Origin of the sequence: Fulvivirga ulvae, from assembly GCF_021389975.1 — a bacterium.
Taxonomy (GTDB): Bacteria; Bacteroidota; Bacteroidia; order Cytophagales; family Cyclobacteriaceae; genus Fulvivirga; species Fulvivirga ulvae.
The window spans coordinates 5,052,460-5,071,952 of sequence record NZ_CP089981.1 but is presented as its reverse complement, the minus strand read 5'-3'; the positions used below and the strand labels follow the sequence as shown (position 1 = coordinate 5,071,952).

Annotated in this window: 18 protein-coding genes; 10 read left to right on the top strand and 8 right to left on the bottom strand. The window is 40.7% G+C overall.

Annotated elements, in window-relative coordinates:
- Positions 1-10: 10 nt before the first annotated feature.
- From LVD17_RS21415 to LVD17_RS21405, 3 genes are all read left to right on the top strand, one after another.
- A complete protein-coding gene (locus tag LVD17_RS21415) occupies positions 11-223 on the top strand; it encodes a heavy-metal-associated domain-containing protein (protein ID WP_233761129.1) in 213 nt (70 codons plus the stop codon).
- A gap of 149 nt (positions 224-372) precedes the next feature.
- Positions 373-675 carry a DUF3817 domain-containing protein gene (locus LVD17_RS21410; protein ID WP_306415957.1) on the top strand — a complete coding sequence of 101 codons (303 nt, stop codon included), beginning with the start codon at positions 373-375 and terminating at the stop codon, positions 673-675.
- Positions 676-997: 322 nt separating this feature from the next.
- Positions 998-1,906: a sensor histidine kinase gene (locus tag LVD17_RS21405; protein WP_233761120.1), complete on the top strand. Its 909-nt coding sequence runs from the start codon at positions 998-1,000 to the stop codon at positions 1,904-1,906.
- Positions 1,907-2,350: 444 nt separating this feature from the next.
- Here the strand turns inward: LVD17_RS21405 and LVD17_RS21400 are convergent, their stop codons facing one another.
- Positions 2,351-2,809: a hypothetical protein gene (locus tag LVD17_RS21400; protein ID WP_233761118.1), complete on the bottom strand. Its 459-nt coding sequence runs from the start codon at positions 2,807-2,809 to the stop codon at positions 2,351-2,353.
- 548 nt (positions 2,810-3,357) lie between these two features.
- Between LVD17_RS21400 and LVD17_RS21395 the strand changes: the two genes are divergently transcribed.
- A complete protein-coding gene (locus LVD17_RS21395; RefSeq protein WP_233761116.1) occupies positions 3,358-3,987 on the top strand; it encodes a deoxynucleoside kinase in 630 nt (209 codons plus the stop codon).
- Positions 3,988-4,052: 65 nt separating this feature from the next.
- Here LVD17_RS21395 and LVD17_RS21390 read toward each other — a convergent pair whose 3' ends face one another.
- From LVD17_RS21390 to LVD17_RS21365, 6 genes are all read right to left on the bottom strand, one after another.
- The gene (locus LVD17_RS21390) at positions 4,053-4,949 is read right to left on the bottom strand and encodes a DUF5777 family beta-barrel protein (protein WP_233761115.1); all 897 of its coding nucleotides are present in this window, start codon (positions 4,947-4,949) and stop codon (positions 4,053-4,055) included.
- A 12-nt stretch (positions 4,950-4,961) separates the two neighbouring features.
- Positions 4,962-5,498 carry a YceI family protein gene (locus LVD17_RS21385; protein ID WP_233761113.1) on the bottom strand — a complete coding sequence of 179 codons (537 nt, stop codon included), beginning with the start codon at positions 5,496-5,498 and terminating at the stop codon, positions 4,962-4,964.
- A 20-nt stretch (positions 5,499-5,518) separates the two neighbouring features.
- A complete protein-coding gene (locus LVD17_RS21380) occupies positions 5,519-6,334 on the bottom strand; it encodes a hypothetical protein (RefSeq protein WP_233761111.1) in 816 nt (271 codons plus the stop codon).
- A gap of 15 nt (positions 6,335-6,349) precedes the next feature.
- Positions 6,350-8,077 carry a porin family protein gene (locus tag LVD17_RS21375; protein ID WP_233761109.1) on the bottom strand — a complete coding sequence of 576 codons (1,728 nt, stop codon included), beginning with the start codon at positions 8,075-8,077 and terminating at the stop codon, positions 6,350-6,352.
- A complete protein-coding gene (locus LVD17_RS21370; protein ID WP_233761106.1) occupies positions 8,061-8,663 on the bottom strand; it encodes an RNA polymerase sigma factor in 603 nt (200 codons plus the stop codon). Before LVD17_RS21370 ends, LVD17_RS21375 begins: the two co-directional genes overlap by 17 nt.
- A 1,872-nt stretch (positions 8,664-10,535) precedes the next feature.
- The gene (locus LVD17_RS21365; protein WP_233761104.1) at positions 10,536-10,754 is read right to left on the bottom strand and encodes a hypothetical protein; all 219 of its coding nucleotides are present in this window, start codon (positions 10,752-10,754) and stop codon (positions 10,536-10,538) included.
- A gap of 146 nt (positions 10,755-10,900) precedes the next feature.
- Between LVD17_RS21365 and dinB the strand changes: the two genes are divergently transcribed.
- Positions 10,901-11,968 carry a DNA polymerase IV gene (gene dinB, locus LVD17_RS21360; RefSeq protein WP_233761102.1) on the top strand — a complete coding sequence of 356 codons (1,068 nt, stop codon included), beginning with the start codon at positions 10,901-10,903 and terminating at the stop codon, positions 11,966-11,968.
- Here dinB and LVD17_RS21355 read toward each other — a convergent pair.
- Complete coding sequence (locus tag LVD17_RS21355; protein ID WP_233761100.1) at positions 11,952-12,434, bottom strand: YiiD C-terminal domain-containing protein; 483 nt, start codon at positions 12,432-12,434, stop codon at positions 11,952-11,954. The two genes, dinB and LVD17_RS21355, sit on opposite strands and share 17 nt — an antisense overlap.
- 135 nt (positions 12,435-12,569) lie before the next feature.
- Between LVD17_RS21355 and LVD17_RS21350 the strand changes: the two genes are divergently transcribed.
- The 5 genes from LVD17_RS21350 (at position 12,570) to LVD17_RS21330 (ending at position 19,436) form a co-directional block, all read left to right on the top strand.
- Positions 12,570-13,007, top strand: coding sequence for a peptidylprolyl isomerase (locus LVD17_RS21350; RefSeq protein ID WP_233761098.1), 438 nt, complete (start codon positions 12,570-12,572; stop codon positions 13,005-13,007).
- Positions 12,997-13,497, top strand: coding sequence for a hypothetical protein (locus LVD17_RS21345; RefSeq protein WP_233761097.1), 501 nt, complete (start codon positions 12,997-12,999; stop codon positions 13,495-13,497). The genes LVD17_RS21350 and LVD17_RS21345 overlap by 11 nt, the downstream gene beginning before the upstream one ends.
- Before the next feature lie 506 nt (positions 13,498-14,003).
- A complete protein-coding gene (locus LVD17_RS21340) occupies positions 14,004-15,083 on the top strand; it encodes an efflux RND transporter periplasmic adaptor subunit (RefSeq protein WP_233761096.1) in 1,080 nt (359 codons plus the stop codon).
- Complete coding sequence (locus tag LVD17_RS21335) at positions 15,076-18,135, top strand: efflux RND transporter permease subunit (RefSeq protein WP_233761095.1); 3,060 nt, start codon at positions 15,076-15,078, stop codon at positions 18,133-18,135. Before LVD17_RS21340 ends, LVD17_RS21335 begins: the two co-directional genes overlap by 8 nt.
- Entirely contained in the window at positions 18,132-19,436 is a 1,305-nt protein-coding gene (locus LVD17_RS21330; RefSeq protein ID WP_233761094.1) for a TolC family protein, read from the top strand. The genes LVD17_RS21335 and LVD17_RS21330 overlap by 4 nt, the downstream gene beginning before the upstream one ends.
- Positions 19,437-19,493: the final 57 nt, after the last annotated feature.

Here is a 19,493-nt window from a genome sequence, read left to right as displayed (position 1 = left end):
TCCAATGAACATGAACATAAAATTCAAAACAAATATCAAATGTATGGGCTGTGTAGAGGCTGTAAGGCCTGAACTGGAGAAATTGCCCGAAGTGAAAAAGTGGGAAGTGGACCTTCAGAGCCAGGACAAGATACTGACAGTGGAAGCAACGGACAGCAATGCCCAACAAAAAATAGTAAATGCCTTACAAACGGCAGGTTACGTGGGTGAGCCTCAACACTAGCCTACTATAAAAGTCCCGGGAAACAAAATTTTAAACTCCCGGGACTTTTATTTCTTAAAAATGAAATTATTTGTTTCCCACTCTGGTTTAATTCACCGCCAGACGTAATCTTTACACCTGTTTATCAGGATTCACAAAATATGACGCAGATGCTAAAGACCAATATCAACAGATTAAGAGTACTCGGCTTTTTAGAAGGTATCAGTTACCTGCTTTTATTAGGTATCTGTATGCCGCTCAAATACATGATGGACATACCTGAACCCACGTCATACGTAGGCATGGCTCACGGCGTATTGTTCATAGCCTACTGCCTTTGGGTGGTCATAGTAGCTGTTGAACTGAAATGGGGCTTTAGCAAGATCTTTTGGGCTTTGGCAGCTTCACTCCTTCCCTTCGGTACATTTGTGGCCGATGCTCGTTTGTTTAAGCCGGAGGAAGTAAAGCGGTAAATAGTAGAGGCCTGGTGTTAGAGAGGCATTATTGATTTGGTCCATCAGATACACCATTTGGTTCGCTTGTGCGATTTCTTCCCGTAATACCTTTTTCTCCATACTTTTTATCCAGTAACTCGCTGAATGTACCCCGCGCTAGGGCAAGTGCCTACTTGTGCTCTTGCCCAAATATATTCCTAACTATCGTTAGAATGATCTGCAAAGAAAACTTCAATACCCCTTCACCATTCTTTTTTTAACCACTAAATATTACATTTCCTTATTTATGTTATGAGTACTCTTAATTTTACATTTCGCGAAAAGATAAGAGTTACTAAGAATGCCCCAGATCAGACCTTCGGCAAGAGTCGCCATCATTTATTTTATTATTGGTGTGTTATGGATTTTAGTTTCTGATAGTGTTGTAAGCTTTTTTGTTGATGACAAAGAGTCTATCCTTGAAATTCAAATGTTCAAAGGATGGTTTTTTGTAATTATCTCATCATTACTCATATTCAGCCTCAGTGCTCATTATAACAGGCACCTTAACAACAAGATACGGGAATTAAAAAACGCCAATGAGGACCTGAGACTATTTTTCTACAAAGCCTCGCATGATCTGAGAGGCCCCATAAAATCTATCCTTGGGCTCACCAACATCATAGACCTATACCTCCGCACAGGAGAGCTACCCACAGCGATCAACCATATAGAACTATCCGCAAAAAAAGCAGATCATCTGATCCATGACCTTGAACAACTGACCAATATCATTGAAGGCCCCCTACAGGTAGCCCCCATAAATTTTCCGGCCCTGATCAAAAAAATCGTTAAAAATCAGTACCAAAACCATCACGACCTGATAGATAAGGTGGAGTTTACATCAGAAATGGATGTAGAGCATTATGAATCCAACCCTTACCTGGTTGAACTGGCGCTGGAAAAGGTGATGGAGAATGCCATCCTATTTACCGCTCCATACAAGGAAAATCCTCAAATCGAAACCCGCGTAGAAACAGTAAAAGATGGAATAGAGGTAAGTATAAAAGACAATGGTATAGGAGTGGATGACATCCAGGTAAAAAAGATATTTGATATGTTTTACCGGGGCTCGGAAGCATCAAAAGGAAGTGGATTGGGGTTGTACATTGCCAAAATGGCCATGGAAAGACTGAACGGTAAAATAAAGGTAAGAAGCACCTACAGAAAAGAGAGCACATTTACTATTTTCTTACCAAAAGCTGCATAATAGGGGTAATAGTGCATATTGTGACATCATTGTCATAAAGTTGTCGTAAAAAAACATATTTTCAAAGGAGGTCATGCGCTGCATTTGCTGGTGTAAGTTTTACGCGAAACACAAAGTCAACAGCAAAAAAAACAATCTGTATTCTCTGGATGTACTGCTGCAATACATGCTTTCCCTTCGGTTCCAAATCGTTTAATTCTTTCAAACTATTGATTTCCCAATATCAAGAAATGGATTAAAAAAGCTGACCGCTCACTGCTCAAAGGCAAAGATAGAATTTGGGTACTTGGTAATTAAACTTAGCTCAGTTACGTGTATTGAAAGCATCAGTCCTTTTCGGAAATTTAGCCGATGTTACTTTCAGGCATAGGGGTATGATTGGCAATCAGCTTTTTTGAAACCATACCATCATGCATGAACTTCAAACCGAACCTGCTTGCCATTCTATAAATTATTGTTTTTACCTAAAACATGCTGTAGTTTTTCGCTTTCCACAACCACTTCGGTAATGGCAAATATTTCCTTTTTAAGGCTTCTGTGGGCTTTTACATAGTCTGCCACATCATCTTCCAGTTGTGCATGCTCATCTCTGAATGCCTGCTCATCGTGTACAAAAGGATTTTCCATCATGTTCTTAATGTGTTTCATATGCCTGGAGATAGTGGCTAAAAGGTCATTCTTAAATCGCTCACAGACATGAAGCTTTTCAGAAACCTGCTCTACCTGCGAAATATTGCCTGGCAGTGTGAGCCAAATAGTGTATTTATCCACAAGGTGTTTCAGGAAATTTGTCTCGTCATTATAAAAGCAAAGATCCGATTTCCAATGATCAGTAATTATATAAAGCTGTTCCCAACTGGCTTGATTGAAAAAGTCGCTTTTTAGTTGCATTCGTAGTTCCATATCCATTACCCGTTTTAAGTACCCGTAAATTGTTGTAACGAAACTATCTTTTTAAGCACCTCTTTTCAATGACTTAAGTTATCGTAACAACTGATTTATAACAGCTTTTGATCCATAAGAATTGAGATAATATCTGTAAGCAAGTCCGGGAGAAAGCTCTTCCTAAGGTTGTCAATCCTGATTTCAAACATTTTATTCACAATTTAATAATACACCGATGGCTATAAACTTTCACCATCTATAAAAATACAACATGTTTACACCTTTCGCAATAAGAATATTCTCCTGCCGCATACGTAACAATAACTTTCCCGGGTACAATCTTTACCTAAAAATTATCTGATGGTTAAACATATAACACATCCATAATACAAATAAACTGTACGATAAGAATACTAGTAATACCTTTGAACCATAGTAAAGACTTCTTCATAAGGGTGCTTTAATAAGGTTATTGCCCTTGGGCCGGCTGGTTACCGGCCTTTTTTTATTTTTATTTTTTCCTTAACCCCTGAAGTAATACTTTTGCCTCCCAAATATTTTTTCTCATGCACATCGCTATTTGTGGTAATATTGGCTCCGGCAAAACAACTCTGGCAAAAATGCTCTCCAAACACTACGGATGGGAAGCCGAACTCGAATCTGTAGAGGACAACCCATACCTGGTAGATTTCTATGAAGACATGCACAGGTGGGCCTTTCATCTTCAAATCTATTTTCTTAACAGCAGATTCTCGCAAGTGAAGAAAATACGGGAAAACTGGAAATCTACTGTCCAGGACAGAACCATATACGAGGATGCCTATATTTTTGCCAACAATCTATACAGGTCAGGCTATATCAATGATCGCGATTACTCCAGTTATCTTACGCTTTTTGAATCTATGATTCAGCATGTGGAATCCCCGGATCTACTGATCTACCTGAAAGCTGATATTCCAAAACTGGTTAGTCAGATCCAGAAAAGAGGCCGCGAATACGAAAATGCTATCAGGCTCGACTACCTAAAAAACCTCAATCAGCGCTATCAGGAGTGGATTGGCAGTTACGATTTGGGCAAACTATTGATCGTGGATGTGAATAACATGGATTTTGTGGCTAACTCTGAAGATTTTGCCAGCATAGTGAGCAAAATCGACGTGGAACTGCACGGGTTGTTCAGTGATAAGAAAGAATAAAAAACCACCCAATGCGCCTTAACTAAGGCAACCAGTGAGTGGTTTTTATTATCTGCAATAAAAACTTACCAGCCTGCTTCTTTCTTCTTTTCGCCTAACTGAAAGGTTCTTGATATATTAAATCCAAAATGAATATCTCCATCAAAGAAGTCATCATTGGTTTCAGTAATAAATGACCTCTCAATGGCAGTGATCGAATTTGTAAAGTGCAACTGAAATACGTGTCCGCCTGTTTCAATATCAAAACCAACCGCTATAGAGTTTTTGTACGGGCTGCCCTCAGGCGGATTGATTCTATAATAATATTCTGCATTAAAGGCCAGCCGTTGCGTAAGTTTAATACGTCCTCCCGCTCCAATGGCAATCTGATCATTATCATCAAATGTTTCCACCCTGTTTTTATGGATAAAGGTTGGCATTACCTGCAATGAAAGTTTGCTGCTAAACTTTCTTGCGATCAGCAGCTGGCTTACGGTAGCCAGCCTGTCATTGAATGAGTAGGTCGGATCATCCTCTTCCTTAGGTGTAGTTTTAAGGGCAAGGCTATTAAACAGCACCACACTTACAGGGGCTCCGTTGGAAGCCTGCTTTATGAACTTATATTTTAGAAAGGTATCAAAACTCTTGTCAAACGAGCTCCTTCCTATACCGAAATTGATATCATCTGTAATGCCATATTCCAGCCCCAGCCTGATATTCGCATTATCAAGACCATATAGGTTATGAGCTCCGGAATTTACCCTGCCAAACCTGTGGCTTATCAAAAATTCAAGTGCTTTCTTATGCTTGGTCTCCACAGAATGCCCCAGTATTACTCTTGAGCCTTTAAATGTCGCAGAGGTATATTGCTTCCCTTCCGGCTCATCAACAAGATCCATCAAATCGTCCTGAGCAATGGCCGGTAGGTTAATGGTCATAGCAAATGCAGCTATGAAGAGATAAAATGCAAGTCTGAAATTCATTGTTTGTCTTCCTTAAATTGGTTGGTAAATAAAGTTGATGGTCACTTCCACTTCTTCTGCAATATTTTGCCAGAGAACCTGGGGTATTTTTACTTTGTAGTCCTCCAGACGCACTGGAAAAACACTATTGAGATGTAACTTGCCATCTTTATACTCCATCATACCATCGACATTTATTGTCCTTGTTACACCGTGGATGGTCATATCACCTTTAGCAGTCACTTTCTGATTTGTCTTACCCTTTACAAAGTTGACCACCTCGCCTTTAAATACCGCTTTCGGGTATTTCTCAGACTCCATATAATTTTCATTGAAATGTTCCTGCATCAATGATTTATCAAATACAAATGAAGTAATAGGTATAGAAAAAACTATCTGCCTGCTTTCCTCATCAAACACACTTGATCCATCTTTATTATCGGCAGCAATGTTTTCCAAAGTAGCTTCAGAAAAGAATTTGACCATACTTTCAACAGACTTATACTTCTGACCATAAGCCGTAATGCTGCATCCCAGTATTACGATTAATAAATTTACTTTTAGATTCATGGTTGTTATTGATTTATAGTTTAGTTATTTAATGCTCCGTCATCTACCCAGCAGGCAATGAGGTCTTTTTCCTCCTGCGTCAGGGATTGGCTTGAGGTTGATGGTGGCATACTGCCATTTTGAGTCAGCCTTTTTATACCATCAGCATGTTCCTTCACTTTGGTAAAATCATTCCAGTTTAGGTTTGCTCCCAGATTACCATTATGGCAGCCGTCAATAGCACAATTTGTGGTAATGATCTCCTTCACCTGCTGCTCATAGCTGGTACCATTAAGTATGGTCACTTGCTCAAACACCTCGCAGCCGGCTTCCTCTCTTACTACCACCCTGTAAGTTCCTGATGCTAATCCATTAAAAGTATTGGAAGACTGGAAAGTACCATTATCCAGCTGGTACGACAATTGACCTTCACCTACTGCATCTATAACCAAAACTCCTTCCTCCGATTCGCAGCCCGCACTGGTTACATTTATATTGTTAATAGCCAAAATAGATCCTTCTACACCTACTGAAAACGAGGTGGTCACCTCACATTCACCCGCATCGCGCACTGTTACTACATAATTACCAGCAGAAAGTCCTGTAAATGCTTCTGAGGCCTGAAAGTCCACTCCATTGACACTATACTGCAAGTCTCCCTCTCCTCCCTGGGCGGAAACAGTTACGCCTCCATCTTCCGCAAGACAGTCAGATACATTTTGTACCTGGTCCACCTCAACCTGCAGGTTAGAGTCTTCACAATTTACAGGTGCGGGATCCTTCTCGCTCGAGCATCCTGAAAGCCATAATAGTCCCAAAGTAAGGGCAACACAACATGTCCTTATTGATCTTTCCATATTAAAAAGTCTGTTTTATTTATTTTTATGATTGAACTTGTACATGAGATTTAAAAACGCCCCGGTAGAAACCAAATCTACCTTCCCCTCTCCTATACCTGAGACTGGCGCTTTGACAAAGGGTTCTAACTGAATAAAAAATCCATTTTTTATACGCCTTTCATAACCCAGTGATAGGTTTAGTACACTAAAAAAATGATTGTTCTTATTTTCATATTCGCTTGACCACTCCCTTTCGGTACCATTAGACTTGGTAAGGAAGTCATAATTCTCCCTGAGCATAATATAGCTGGAAAATCCGGCGGACAGGTAAAAGCCGTGATGTACATTGTTGCTCAGGTAATAGCTTATATTTATGGGGATATCAATGACCCTACAGTCTCCATCTATTCTGGTAAAATCGCTTGGACCGGAATAATAACCACCTCCGGAACTTTCTTCGCTAAAATATATTTTGCGTGAATAAATAGCACCCGTTGATACGCTCCATCTATTCATAAAGTATGACCCCATCAACCCAAAGTTGCTTCCGGGTCTGTCTGGTTTAAAATAACCTACAGAGGTCAGGTCAGGTGAATAGGCCATTTCTACTGCAAAGCCCCTTTGGCTGGCCTGCTCATCTCTCCTGGCACTCACCGGGTCTGGTATTTCTACACCATTTAACTTACGGTATTCCTCCGGGTATGGATATTGATATTCAGGGTAGTCCATCCTTTCCAGAAATGCAGGGCTGTAAACCCATACCTGATTATTCTTTTGAGATGAGTTATCAGCGCTTTCTTCTAAGGCAGGCATTAATCTCTTACCGTTCCTGTCTCCGGCTGATCGGTTATTCTCAGCCAGTCGTACCGCTTCATCTTCAAAAGTTAAAGGTTTATCAACCTTATCCCGGGTTAAGCGGGCTGCCTCTACGTTATCAGGTGCCTGGTCGGCAGGTTCACCCTCAACTAAATCTTCCCCATCGTTTTGCCGGTCAGGCACCATTTCTTTATCATCAGCCTTCACATACATGTTGGTGGAGCTTTTCTCTTCATCCTTGTGTTCACTTTTCCTTATATGTTTACGGTCGAAACTATCCGGGTCACCATAATTCGCTCTTTCCAGATCATTTTCCCGCTTTGCTGCCAACTTTTCAGATGAACTGGTATCTACAGTTATTAATGTGCTATTACCCGATTGCTTTGCATATTCTTCCAGTTTGGCATTAGTATTCACCTTCGCTACCCCAGACGGGTCTAAGGAGTTTTCATTTTCAGAAATTGCCCCGGAGCGGCCTGAAACTTCTTCATGATCATCACTATTCACCCCGCTTAAGCGTTGTGCCCTGTCATAATTTCCAGAAACATTTTGCTTTGACTCGTTTTCGTTTAAAAAGTGATCCTGATGGCTATTTTCGGCATCCTCAGCTCCATCAACTGTGTTTTCCTTTTTTACTCCTAAAGCGTTTTCCATACCGGTACCTGAAGTTTCAATATTCCCGGCGGCCTGAGCTGTTGCGTGTGAGTCCTCAGCCCCTGTGAGTGCCAGGTGGTTTTCTGAAGATATCCACCAAATCGCTACAGAGCTAAGCATCAAAATAGCTATTATACCTCCCAATATCTTAAAGTAAGAGAATCCATCATCTCCGCCATCATCTATTTTCCGCTCCATATCTTCCCAGGCAGATTCATCAAAAGATGCCTGATAGCCCTCCGCAGCTTCCCTAAACAGCTTATCTAAATCTTTATCAGATATATTGCTCATAAATTTCTCTGTTCATCTTCATTAACATCTTTCTCAAATTGCCCCTGGCTTTTGAAAGGTTAGATTTTGAGGTACCGACGGATATTCCCAGCTGTTTCGCTATCTCTTCATGGTTATATCCATCAATAGCATACATACTGAATACTGTTCTGTACATAGGAGAAAGCTTCTGCACAAGTTCAAGGATATCGTTGTGAGACATGTCATCAATTACATCAACACTATCCATCTGATCGTGCCCCTCGGTAATATCCGCATGGTAGTAATGCTTTTTATTCGCCCTGAAATGGTCAATTGCCGTATTGATCAATATCCTCCTGAGCCATCCTTTAAATGACTTTTTAGGATCGTACATATCTATTTTGGCAAAAACTTTCATAAAGCCATCATTTAAGATTTCCCTGGCCTCTTCCTGATCCTGAGCATACCGGACACATATACTCATAGCATAGCCATAGTAATGCTTGTACAGCATACGTTGACTTTCTCTATTTTTACTTTTACATCCCTCAATCAAGATCATGTCATAGTCAGGATTAACTGGATTTATTGACCTTTTGCCCTCATCACGGAGATAGCTTTGCATTGGTTGCCTCCTTATTCAATTTACGAGTTTAAACTTTAACTTTTGAGTAAAATCATAGCAAACAGAGCTACCACTTTACCCTAAGACAAAGAGAATAAATCAAATTTTGGAAAGAGCTATATACTTGCTTATATGGGGTATACACCTTTCAGAATAGAGGTGTACAATAAGTGAACAATATTGATATAATAGCGTGTTTCAGAGCAAATTTAAGCAATAGAAGCTGGTTATCAACAATTTTCAACTGACTACGGGTGAAAAACAATAAACTAAAACCAAATCCGGAATAGCTTCAAAATATAAAAAATCAGCATTGATGTTGATAAGCGCTGAGCCCCTGTGATTCTTAAACTCATGAGAACGTGATCAAAGCAAAACTTCTGGGTAGACCCTAAATTCTCACTTTGCTGACAGACAGTTGTTAATAGCAGTTGGCAAACTTATATAGTACAACAATAAGCGAGGTTTACAGATTTTCAGTGGCAAGCTTCACATGTTATTAATAATAAAGTGGTGTAAAACAAAAAATCCCCTGAAGACCTGGCTTCAGGGGATAATTCGTTGTCTATAGTTGGCTTTAATTATTTCAAAGGTAATGTCTTCCGGTTCACCTCCAAACAAGTCAGCGATCAGTAACATATATCGTCGTCCAGGTGCAGTAATTGTCAATAACAGGTTTTTACCTCCACTCTCCACATCATTTATAGAGTAAGTAAATTGATATCAAAGCTTTGACCTGGATTTTTCACGACTGTGATATAAAAAAAATCCCCTGAAGACCTTGCCTCAGGGGATTTTTGTTGTCTATAGTTGGCTTTAATTGATTCAAAGGTAATATCATCCGGCTCATGTACAAATAGCACTCCGGTCAATGGCATATATCATCGCCAAACTGCAGAAATAACAAACGAACAGTTTCAAGCTTCTTCCAAGAAACTGAAAAAGCTTAAAGGTCAAATAAAGCACTAAAAATTCCTATAATAGGTAATGGGTATGGATTATATTTTTGTATGATCCGGGACTAGAAAGTAAAAGGCAACAGGGTTACTAATTTCAGTATTAGGCTTACCTTTTCCCAAATCCACTTATTCCTTATATTTTTACTCCTGATCGCATTTCAGGGCAGGTAAATACTAAGAGATTAATGAATGGTATTTTCTGATTATTACAATTTAGATTAGCCAGAAAATATAGTATTAAAGGGAATAAACAAAAAATCCTCAGAGGACCTGACCTCAGAGGATTTTTTTGTTGTCTATAGTTGGCTTTAATTGATTCAAAGGTAATATCATCCTGCTCATGTGCAAACACCAGAACGACGAGCTAACTTATATTGCCGTTAAAAGGTAATGATGCTCTACAAACCGCAAAAGGTTTGATGATCATCATTACGGATCAATAGAATTTCCGAAGAGACACTGCATTTAGTTTAGGATCAGGCGGAATTTCTGGGTAGACACGAACTTTTTAATTCTGTATTTGGCAGAAAGTTGTTAATAGCAATCGGCAAAAGCTGTAAGCAAATCAGTATGGAAATTGGCAATGGGGCAGTTTTATCTTGTTTCACGGGTAAGCTTTACGTTAAGAATTCTTGTTTTCCGATCCACTTACTCCACAGGTTTTTGTTAGTTTAGGCAACCTTGGGTAAATATAGGTTGCCGATTGTAGTGGTAAGGCTCTCATTACAAGCTCTATTTTTCTGCAAAACCTATGTGAATGAGGTTGACTACAAATAAAAAATCCCTCAAGGACCTGGCCTCAAGGGATTTCTTTGTTGTCTATAGTTGGCTTTAATTGATACTAACTTACAACCTATTATGGCTTTTATCAATTTCAGGTCGACAAACGCAATAAAACTTCCGACAAAATGCATTAATTGCCGTTAAGTTGCAGAGTTTTGAGACTATCAACATCACTCATCCCCTTCCCAATGGTATCCTTTTGTTGATCATCTCCATGGAGCAGCCTCTCCTTTAACTGAGGTTTTGACCCGGGAAAAGTAGTACGCATCGATATATCGTAGGTAATATAAATCATCGCCCCGAAAAAAATCAATGCAAATAATAAAAACAGTTTCTTTTTATTCATCATACATAAGCCTGAACACAAATATCCCATACCTTTTCAGAAAGATCAAATAAAATAATTGAACTAATTTTGATGTTGACAGGCTTGGTAAAAATCCAACTGATAAATTAATCGTACAAAATGTATCAGGAAGATTTGAGCATATATAAATGAGAAAGATCATACATATAGACATGGATGCTTTTTATGCCTCGGTTGAGCAACGTGACAATCCGGAGTTAAAAGGGAAACCTGTAGCTGTTGGGGGAAGCTCAGATCGCGGTGTGGTAGCTGCAGCCAGCTATGAAGCCCGGAAATTTGGAGTTCGCTCCGCTATGCCTTCCTCAATTGCAGCAAGGAAATGTCCGGACCTGATCTTTGTTAAACCCAGGTTTGATGCTTATAAAGCTGTATCAAACCAAATCCGTGAAATTTTCTTTGAATATACTGATTTGGTAGAGCCACTTTCCCTCGATGAAGCATATCTTGATGTAACTCACAACAAAAAGAATATGCCTTCTGCAACCCTTATTGCCCGGGAGATCAAGGCGCGCATCAAACAAAAAACCCAGCTCACCGCATCAGCCGGTATTTCAATTAATAAATTTCTGGCAAAAACAGCCTCTGATGTAAATAAACCTGATGGCCTTTTCCTTATACCTCCGGATAAAGCTGCAGCCTACGTAGAAAGCCTGCCTATAGAGCGCTTTTTCGGAATAGGAAAAGTAACAGCAGAAAAAATGCACAAAATGGGCATTAAAAACGGATTGGATCTGAAAAGATATAGCGAGTCTGACCTGGCTATGAGATTTGGTAAGTCAGGAAGGTACTACTACCGTATAGCGAGGGCCATTGATGATCGTGAAGTAAACCCTCACCGTATCCGGAAATCACTCGGAGCCGAAAATACATTTTTACATGACCTTACTCAGCCCGATGAAATAAGAAAAGAGCTTGAACATATCAAAGTGACTCTGGTTAACCGCATGGAGAGATCAAACACCAGAGGCAAAACACTAACCCTGAAGGTAAAATTTTATGATTTTCAACAGATTACCCGTAGCAAAACCATTACCAAGTGGATAGAAAATGAAAAACAGATAACGTCTCTATATGAAGAGTTGCTGACAACTTTGGATTTATCAGATGTAAAAATCAGATTGTTAGGACTCTCTATATCAAATTTAAATCATGAATTGGAGGAACCTGTCTCCTATCAGCTCACTCTGGAGTTTTAGCTATTCCAGCCTCTCTTTCCTTTTCCAGAGCTTCAAAATCAAACCCTTTTTTTCGAACGTAAACTACCTTATCTACTTCGGTGACTACCTCACCTTCTTCATCTATCACCTCACACGTAAATGTATAGTCATTTTTACCAATCGCTTCTATCTCCTGCCTGATGTCTTCTATTTTTTGCTTACTGATATGAAATGTACACCTCAGGGTACCCCGCCCGGGTTTCTTATACCTTATGGCTGCAGCCTTATCCAGTACAACATATTCTTTACCCAGGTTAGCTACTAAAATAAACATATACCAGGGATCGCACATAGAGTAAAGCGAGCCTCCGTAATGTATCCCTACAAGGTTGCGGTTATACCACCTTAGTTTCATGATCACCTCAAAAGTGGTCATATCTTCAGATACTTTTTTCAAACTGATACCTGTTCCGAGCATAGGCGGCCACCAGTTGATCAATTTCATTTTAGTTTGGATACTCAGCATGCATACAAAATAAATGGATTACAGGAGAAATTTGATACCTTTGGATAAAAGATTCGCAAAAAGTTTTTTGTGCACCTAAACTTCAGGAAACGTATATCCATATTAATTTCATAAATGAAAACAGCAGAAATAATCACCGAAAAAGGAACCATGAAGGTGGAGTTTTACGAAAAAGATGCTCCAAATACAGTAAAAAATTTTGTTGACCTCTCTAAAAAAGGATTCTACGACGGCCTTACTTTCCACAGAGTAATACCCAACTTCGTAATTCAGGGTGGGTGCCCGGAAGGCAGCGGATATGGTGGCCCCGGATATAAAATTGACTGTGAGCTTGACGGAGATAATCAGTATCATGACAGGGGTGTTGTTTCCATGGCACATGCCGGAAGAAACACCGGTGGCAGCCAGTTTTTCATTTGCCATAGCCGTGACAACACCGCAGGCCTGGACAGGCACCACACATGTTTTGGCAAAGTAGTTGAAGGCCTGGACGTTATAGATCAGATTCGCCAGGGAGACAAGATCAATAAAGTCGTCATACATGAAGATTAAATATGCTTGTAGTATAGTATATTCAGTGTTAACATTAGTAGTGGCAAACATCGCCACTACTAACGCTCAGGATACCACCAAACCTGAATTGCCAGAGGTTACCATCACCCATCACAAAAAGCTGATCTCCACAGATGATGGTGTAAAGATGGAAAAAGGCAAGTATACAGTCTTTGAAATTAAAACTGTGCATGGAGGTGACCCCAGAGTCGATGCCCAGGTTACTACCACATTAATTTTTGATATTGCCAGAGGTATAAAATCCTTTGAAATTAACAGTGATGAGTGGAAAGAAAGACTGGCTTATGTTCTTATTAGTGAATGCAGGTGCATGGACAGGGGCTACAATCCAATTGTCAGTGGTATATTAAAGGGTAAAAAATTAGCAGATGGTAAGTGGCAAATTGAAGCTGATGTAGTAGCAGAAGGTATAGACAGTGGTGAAGACCGAATATTCCGGTACTCAGGTGTAATACCCTCCGAAAAATAGCCCAATCCGATTATCCGGGATTGGTTCCCCTATCCGTAGTCCCCTTAAACATTATGCCCGTTTCACTGGTTTACTCATTAATGACGACTATAAATCAACGGAGCATAATCACTCGTTAAATAAACTCAAAGAGATTGTTGTAAAGGAACTTAGAATGACAGATACAGAGTTAAACAAAATTTTCTGGAGGTGATGGTCAGCGCCGGTAGGAAAGATATTGACAAATACCAGAATGCCATCAAGAAACATACTCATACCTGGATAAATATTCCTGTTCTTCAGCAGCATCAGTCTCATGTTTAGCCGCTTTTTAGATGATGATAGTGGCGGATACTTTAAGCTAGCCTGGTAAGCTGCTTTGTTAATTTCGGTGAATGAAAATACCGTGGTTTGGCAAATACTACTTAAATTGTATTTGCTTTTTTGTTTAAGCGTACGTCATAATTTTATAAGCGGTAATGCTATAGCCGGTGTTTCAACATTACTTTGCAGGATAATTACAAGTTATGAATCCGACAATCAAGAAAATCCTGATCGTTATTATTGTTTTAGCTGCAATAGGGTTTATTATTTACCCACAGTTAGATTTTGGTAACGAAAGTACCACGGAAAGTATTGAGCAAACTTCTAAACCCACGGAGAAGCTACCTGTTACCGCTGTAATTGCCCGCGCTTCTAACCTTGATAATAACCTTAGGTCTACCGGGTCATTAATGGCTAACGAGTCCGTTACTCTAAGATCCGAAGTGGCAGGTGTTGTTGAAAAAATATATTTCAAAGAAGGTCAGCAGGTAAACAAAGGGCAGCTTCTTGTTCAGTTAAACGATGATGAAGTAAAAGCCGAAATTGAGAAACTTCAATTTACGAGAAAGCTTAACGAAGACATTGAATATCGGCAAAAGCAGCTTCTTCAAAGAGAAGCTATTAGCCAGGAAGAATATGAAACGGCGCTTACCACCTTAAATACTACTCGCTCTGACATTAAAGTGAGGCAGGTAAGGCTCGACAAACATCAGATCCGTGCACCTTTCAGCGGCGTTATCGGTCTTCGTTCTGTAAGTGTAGGCAGCTACCTCAATCCTTCAGATAACATTGCCACTTTATACAGTATCAACCCAATCAAAATAGAATTTTCAGTTCCGGGCAAGTATTCCTCCCAGGTAAATGCAGGGGATAAAATAACTTTCACTACAGATGCTCATGAAGAGGCTTTTAAGGGTGAAATCTATGCCCTCGAACCTCAAATAGACCCGAAGACCCGAAGCCTGAAAATCAGGGCCACCAGTGGGAACGAAGAAAATAAGCTTTTGCCCGGACAGTTTGCAAAAATACAGCTCACACTGAACAGTTATGAAAGCGCAATTATGGTACCTACCGAGGCGGTTATCCCGGAACTTAACAGTAAAAAGGTGTATATCTATCAAAATGGTGTTGCTCAGGCAAAGCAGATAGAAACAGGTATAAGAACTGCTGACAAAATACAAGTCATTTCCGGTTTGAGTCCGGGAGATACGGTAATCACTTCCGGTACGCTTCAGCTCAAACAGGGAACTTCCGTGGACATTGAAATTCAAGGTAATGAGTAGTTTATCCAATATTAGCATTGACAGGCCGGTACTGGCTGTTGTGATGTCAATAACAATTATCCTGTTTGGCCTGGTGGGTTTCAATTTCCTGGGTGTAAGAGAATATCCCAGTGTGGACCCTCCCATTATTACGGTTTCGACCAGTTATGAAGGTGCAAATTCTGATGTGATAGAGACTCAGATTACCGAACCGCTGGAAGAGTCGATCAACGGCATTGAAGGAATCAAAACCCTGAGTTCTGTTTCCCGAGAGGGCCGTAGTACCATTCGTGTAGAATTCGGGCTCGACACGGACCTTGAAGCTGCGGCTAATGATGTAAGGGACAAGGTTTCCCGCGCGGTGCGGAACTTACCTCCCGATGCAGACCCTCCCATTGTTTCCAAGGCAGACGCAGACTCCTCACCTATCATTGCTCTCAGGATCTTTAGCAAAAAAAGAAGCCTGCTGGAAATGTCAGAGATTGCAGACAATACTTTTAAAGAAAACTTCCAGACTATCGAAGGAGTAAGTGAGGTACGGGTATGGGGAGAGAAACGGTATTCTATCCGGCTCTGGATGGACCCGGAAAAGCTTGCGGCCTACCAGGTCACTCCACTGGATGTATTTGAAGCCGTAAACGCGCAGAATCTTGAGTTGCCCTCAGGACGAATCGAGGGTTCATCCACAGAATTAACGATCAGGACGCTGGGAAGACTTAATACGCCTGAGCAATACAATGATCTTATTATCCGCGAAGATGAAGAAACAATAATCCGCTTCAGAGATGTCGGACGAGCTGAATTTTTTCCTGAAAATGACCGTACAGTGCTTAAAAATGATGGTATACCCATGGTAATGACGGCCATTGTACCTCAGCCGGGCACCAACAACCTGAGCATCGCCGAAAACTTTTATAAGCGACTTGAAGGTATAAAGAAGAACCTGCCTGATGATATTGAGGTTTCTGTAGCATTTGATAATACCGAATACATTCAGGACTCCATCAATGAAGTAGAGCAGACTATTTATCTGGCTTTCTTCCTGGTAGTGCTCATTATTTTTATCTTCCTGCGCGATTGGAGGACCACCTTTATTCCCGTGATCACCGTGCCTATTGCCCTGATCGGTGCATTCTTTTTAATGTATCTTTTTAACTTCTCAATTAATGTACTAACCATGTTGGGCATAGTGCTGGCTATAGGACTGGTAGTGGATGATGCCATTGTGGTATTGGAAAATATTTATTCGAAAATCGAAGGCGGCGAAGAGCCTATGGAAGCTGGTAAAAGAGGCACTGAAGAAATATTCTTTGCTGTAATATCCACTACAGTGGCTCTATCAGCTGTTTTCTTTCCCATCATCTTTCTTCAGGGCATTACCGGGCGTCTTTTCCGAGAGTTTGGCCTTGTGGTAGCCGGGGCAGTAATTATTTCAAGCTTTGTTGCCCTTACCCTTACGCCAATGCTTTCGTCCAAGTTGCTCAAAAGGCGTGAAAGACATAACTGGCTTTACAGAAAAACAGAGCCTTTTTTTGTAAAGCTGAATAACATTTATGGTGATGCTCTGGATTCTTTTATGAAACATCGCTGGGTAGCTTTTGCCATTGTATTGATCTCCGGATTTGCCATTTATGGTCTTATCAAACAATTACCTGATGAACTGGCTCCCCTGGAGGACAGGGGAACTTTCAGGGTGATTGCAACAGGTCCCGAAGGCGCCACCTTTGAATATATGGACTTCTATGTTGATCAGATGATCAGCATGACCCAAAATGAAGTTCCTGAAAACGAATCGATTATATCAATAACTTCGCCTGGATTCGGAGCATCTTCATCGGTTAACTCCGCCTTTGTAATAGTTAAACTTAAGGATGCGGAAAACAGGGTCAGGAGCCAAAGCGAAATTGTAGATTCGCTGAAGCCTAAAATAGCTAAAAACACAAGGGCACGAGCATTTGTTACTCAGCCACAAACTATTGGTGACAGGCGTGGCGGGCTTCCCGTACAATTTGTAATACAGGCGCCTAATCTTGAAAAGCTAAAAGATGTGCTTCCTGAGTTTCAGGAAAGAGCACAGACAAGTCCTGTATTTGATTTTGTGGACCTTGACTTGAAATTTAACAAACCTGAGCTAAACGTCACTATTAACCGGGACAAGGCCAGGGATCTGGGTGTATCTGTTCGCAATGTGGCCCAAACGCTACAGCTGACCTTAAGCGGTCAGAGATTTGGCTATTTTGTAAAAGATGGTAAACAGTACTATATCATAGGCCAGGTAGAAAGGGAAAATCGTAATGATCCGCTCGATCTCAAATCTATATATGTAAAAAATGATGAGGATGAAATTGTGCAGATGGATAACCTGGTAACTCTTGAAGAAAAAAGTACTCCCCCACAGCTATTCCGCTACAACAGGTTTGCTTCTGCCACCTTCTCTGCCAGTCTTACTCCAGGGTACACTTTAGGGGCCGGCCTGGAAGAAATGGACAGAATAGCAGCCGAAGTGCTTGATGGTTCCTTTAGTACGGCTCTAGCCGGAAGCTCTCTGGAATACCAGGAGAGTGCTGACAACCTGTATTTTGCTTTTGCCTTTGCCCTTATACTGATTTACCTGGTGCTGGCGGCCCAATTCGAGAGCTTTAGAGATCCGTTGATCATAATGTTTACGGTACCACTGGCACTGGCCGGCACACTTTTATCCCTTTGGTTCTTTGGTGAAACGCTTAATATATTCAGCCAGATCGGTATTATTATGCTCATTGGCCTGGTAACTAAAAACGGTATTCTGATAGTAGAGTTTGCCAATCAAAGAAAAGCGCACGATATGGACATTAAAGAAGCCATTATTGGTGCTGCCAAGGCGCGCTTCAGGCCTATATTAATGACTAGTTTATCTACCATCCTGGGTATATTACCTATTGCTCTGGCATTAGGAGCAGGGTCAGAAAGCCGGGTTTCAATGGGAATAGCCGTAATTGGAGGTATGTTGTTCGCTACTGTACTTACGCTGTTCGTTATACCCGCAGTATATACTTACATCACCAGTAAACACAAAAGATTAGCAAGACTATGATGAGATTGGCCCTGATCACTTTTACTGTTTTATGGGCTACGTCGGTGCTGGCCCAGGAAGAGCTAACACTGGAAAAGGCCATTGGAACAGCTCTGGAACATAACTATTCCATTAAAATAGCAAAAAATAACGAACAGATTGCTCAAAATAATCATACCCTTGGCAATGCCGGCTTTCTGCCCTCGCTTACTGCCAGTTACAATCGTGATTACGGGATTCAAAGCTTTGAACAACAAAGATCAACCGGGGAAGTCAGCGACAATGGCGCCAAAAGCCAGCGGGAAACCTACGGTGCCACCCTCAACTGGACCATTTTTGACGGGCTCAAAATGTTTACGACCTATGATCAGCTGGAAGCTCTGAACAAACAAAGCGAAGACCTGACCAGGGCTCAGATAGAACTTTTGGTCTATAATGTAACTACTGCATTTTACAATGCTGCATGGGAAAAAGAGCGCCTGCTGCTCTTTGAAAGCAATGTGGGATTATCAGAGGAAAGGCTAAAAGTATCAAAAGATAAATACGAACTGGGCAAGGCATCAAAAATAGAGTTCCTTCAGGCACAGGTTGATTTGAATGCAGATAAATCGTCTATGATCAAGCAACTGGAGTTGCTTGCTGTCAGGAAGTTTGAGCTTATGGAGTTGATGGCTATAGAGCAGGACACCCTTAATTTTACCATTAAATATGAAGTTGAAAATAACTCCGATATATTGTTAGGTCAACTTCTAGAGCAATTGGAATCTCAAAATGCCCAGTTGCTGGCCCTGAAAAGAGACCAGGTCATAGCCCTCTACGATAAAAAAATAGTTGAGGGCGACCGGTTACCGGAAGTCGGTGTTTTTGCAGATTATACACACTCCAGTTTTGAAACACCTGCCGGCTTTGTATTAAGCGGAAACTCGGATGATATCACCTATGGGGTAACCGCCAGATGGACTCTTTTCAATGGATTCAATGTTAACAGAAGGCTAACCAATGCAAAAATCCAGTACGAAACAGCCCAGTATCAATATAAAGACCAATTGCTGGCTTTCACAACCGATATTAAAACCAGGTACATAAATTATCGAAACAACCTGGACTTGCTAAAATTGGAAAAAGAGAACCTAAGTGTAGCAAAGGAAAATAATGAAATAGCCCAGGAAAGGTACCAGATAGGCCTCTCCAATGCATTAGAGTTGCGTGAGTCGCAGATCAACCTGATCAACGCTGAAATCAGATATCAAAACGCTGCTTTTGCTGCAAAACAAGCCGAAATAGAACTTAAATATCTTAGCGGCACACTTGTTATCAAATAAGATTATTCGAAAAGGAAAAAGAAGTTGAATAACTGGCAGATAAAGTCGGGTTAATTA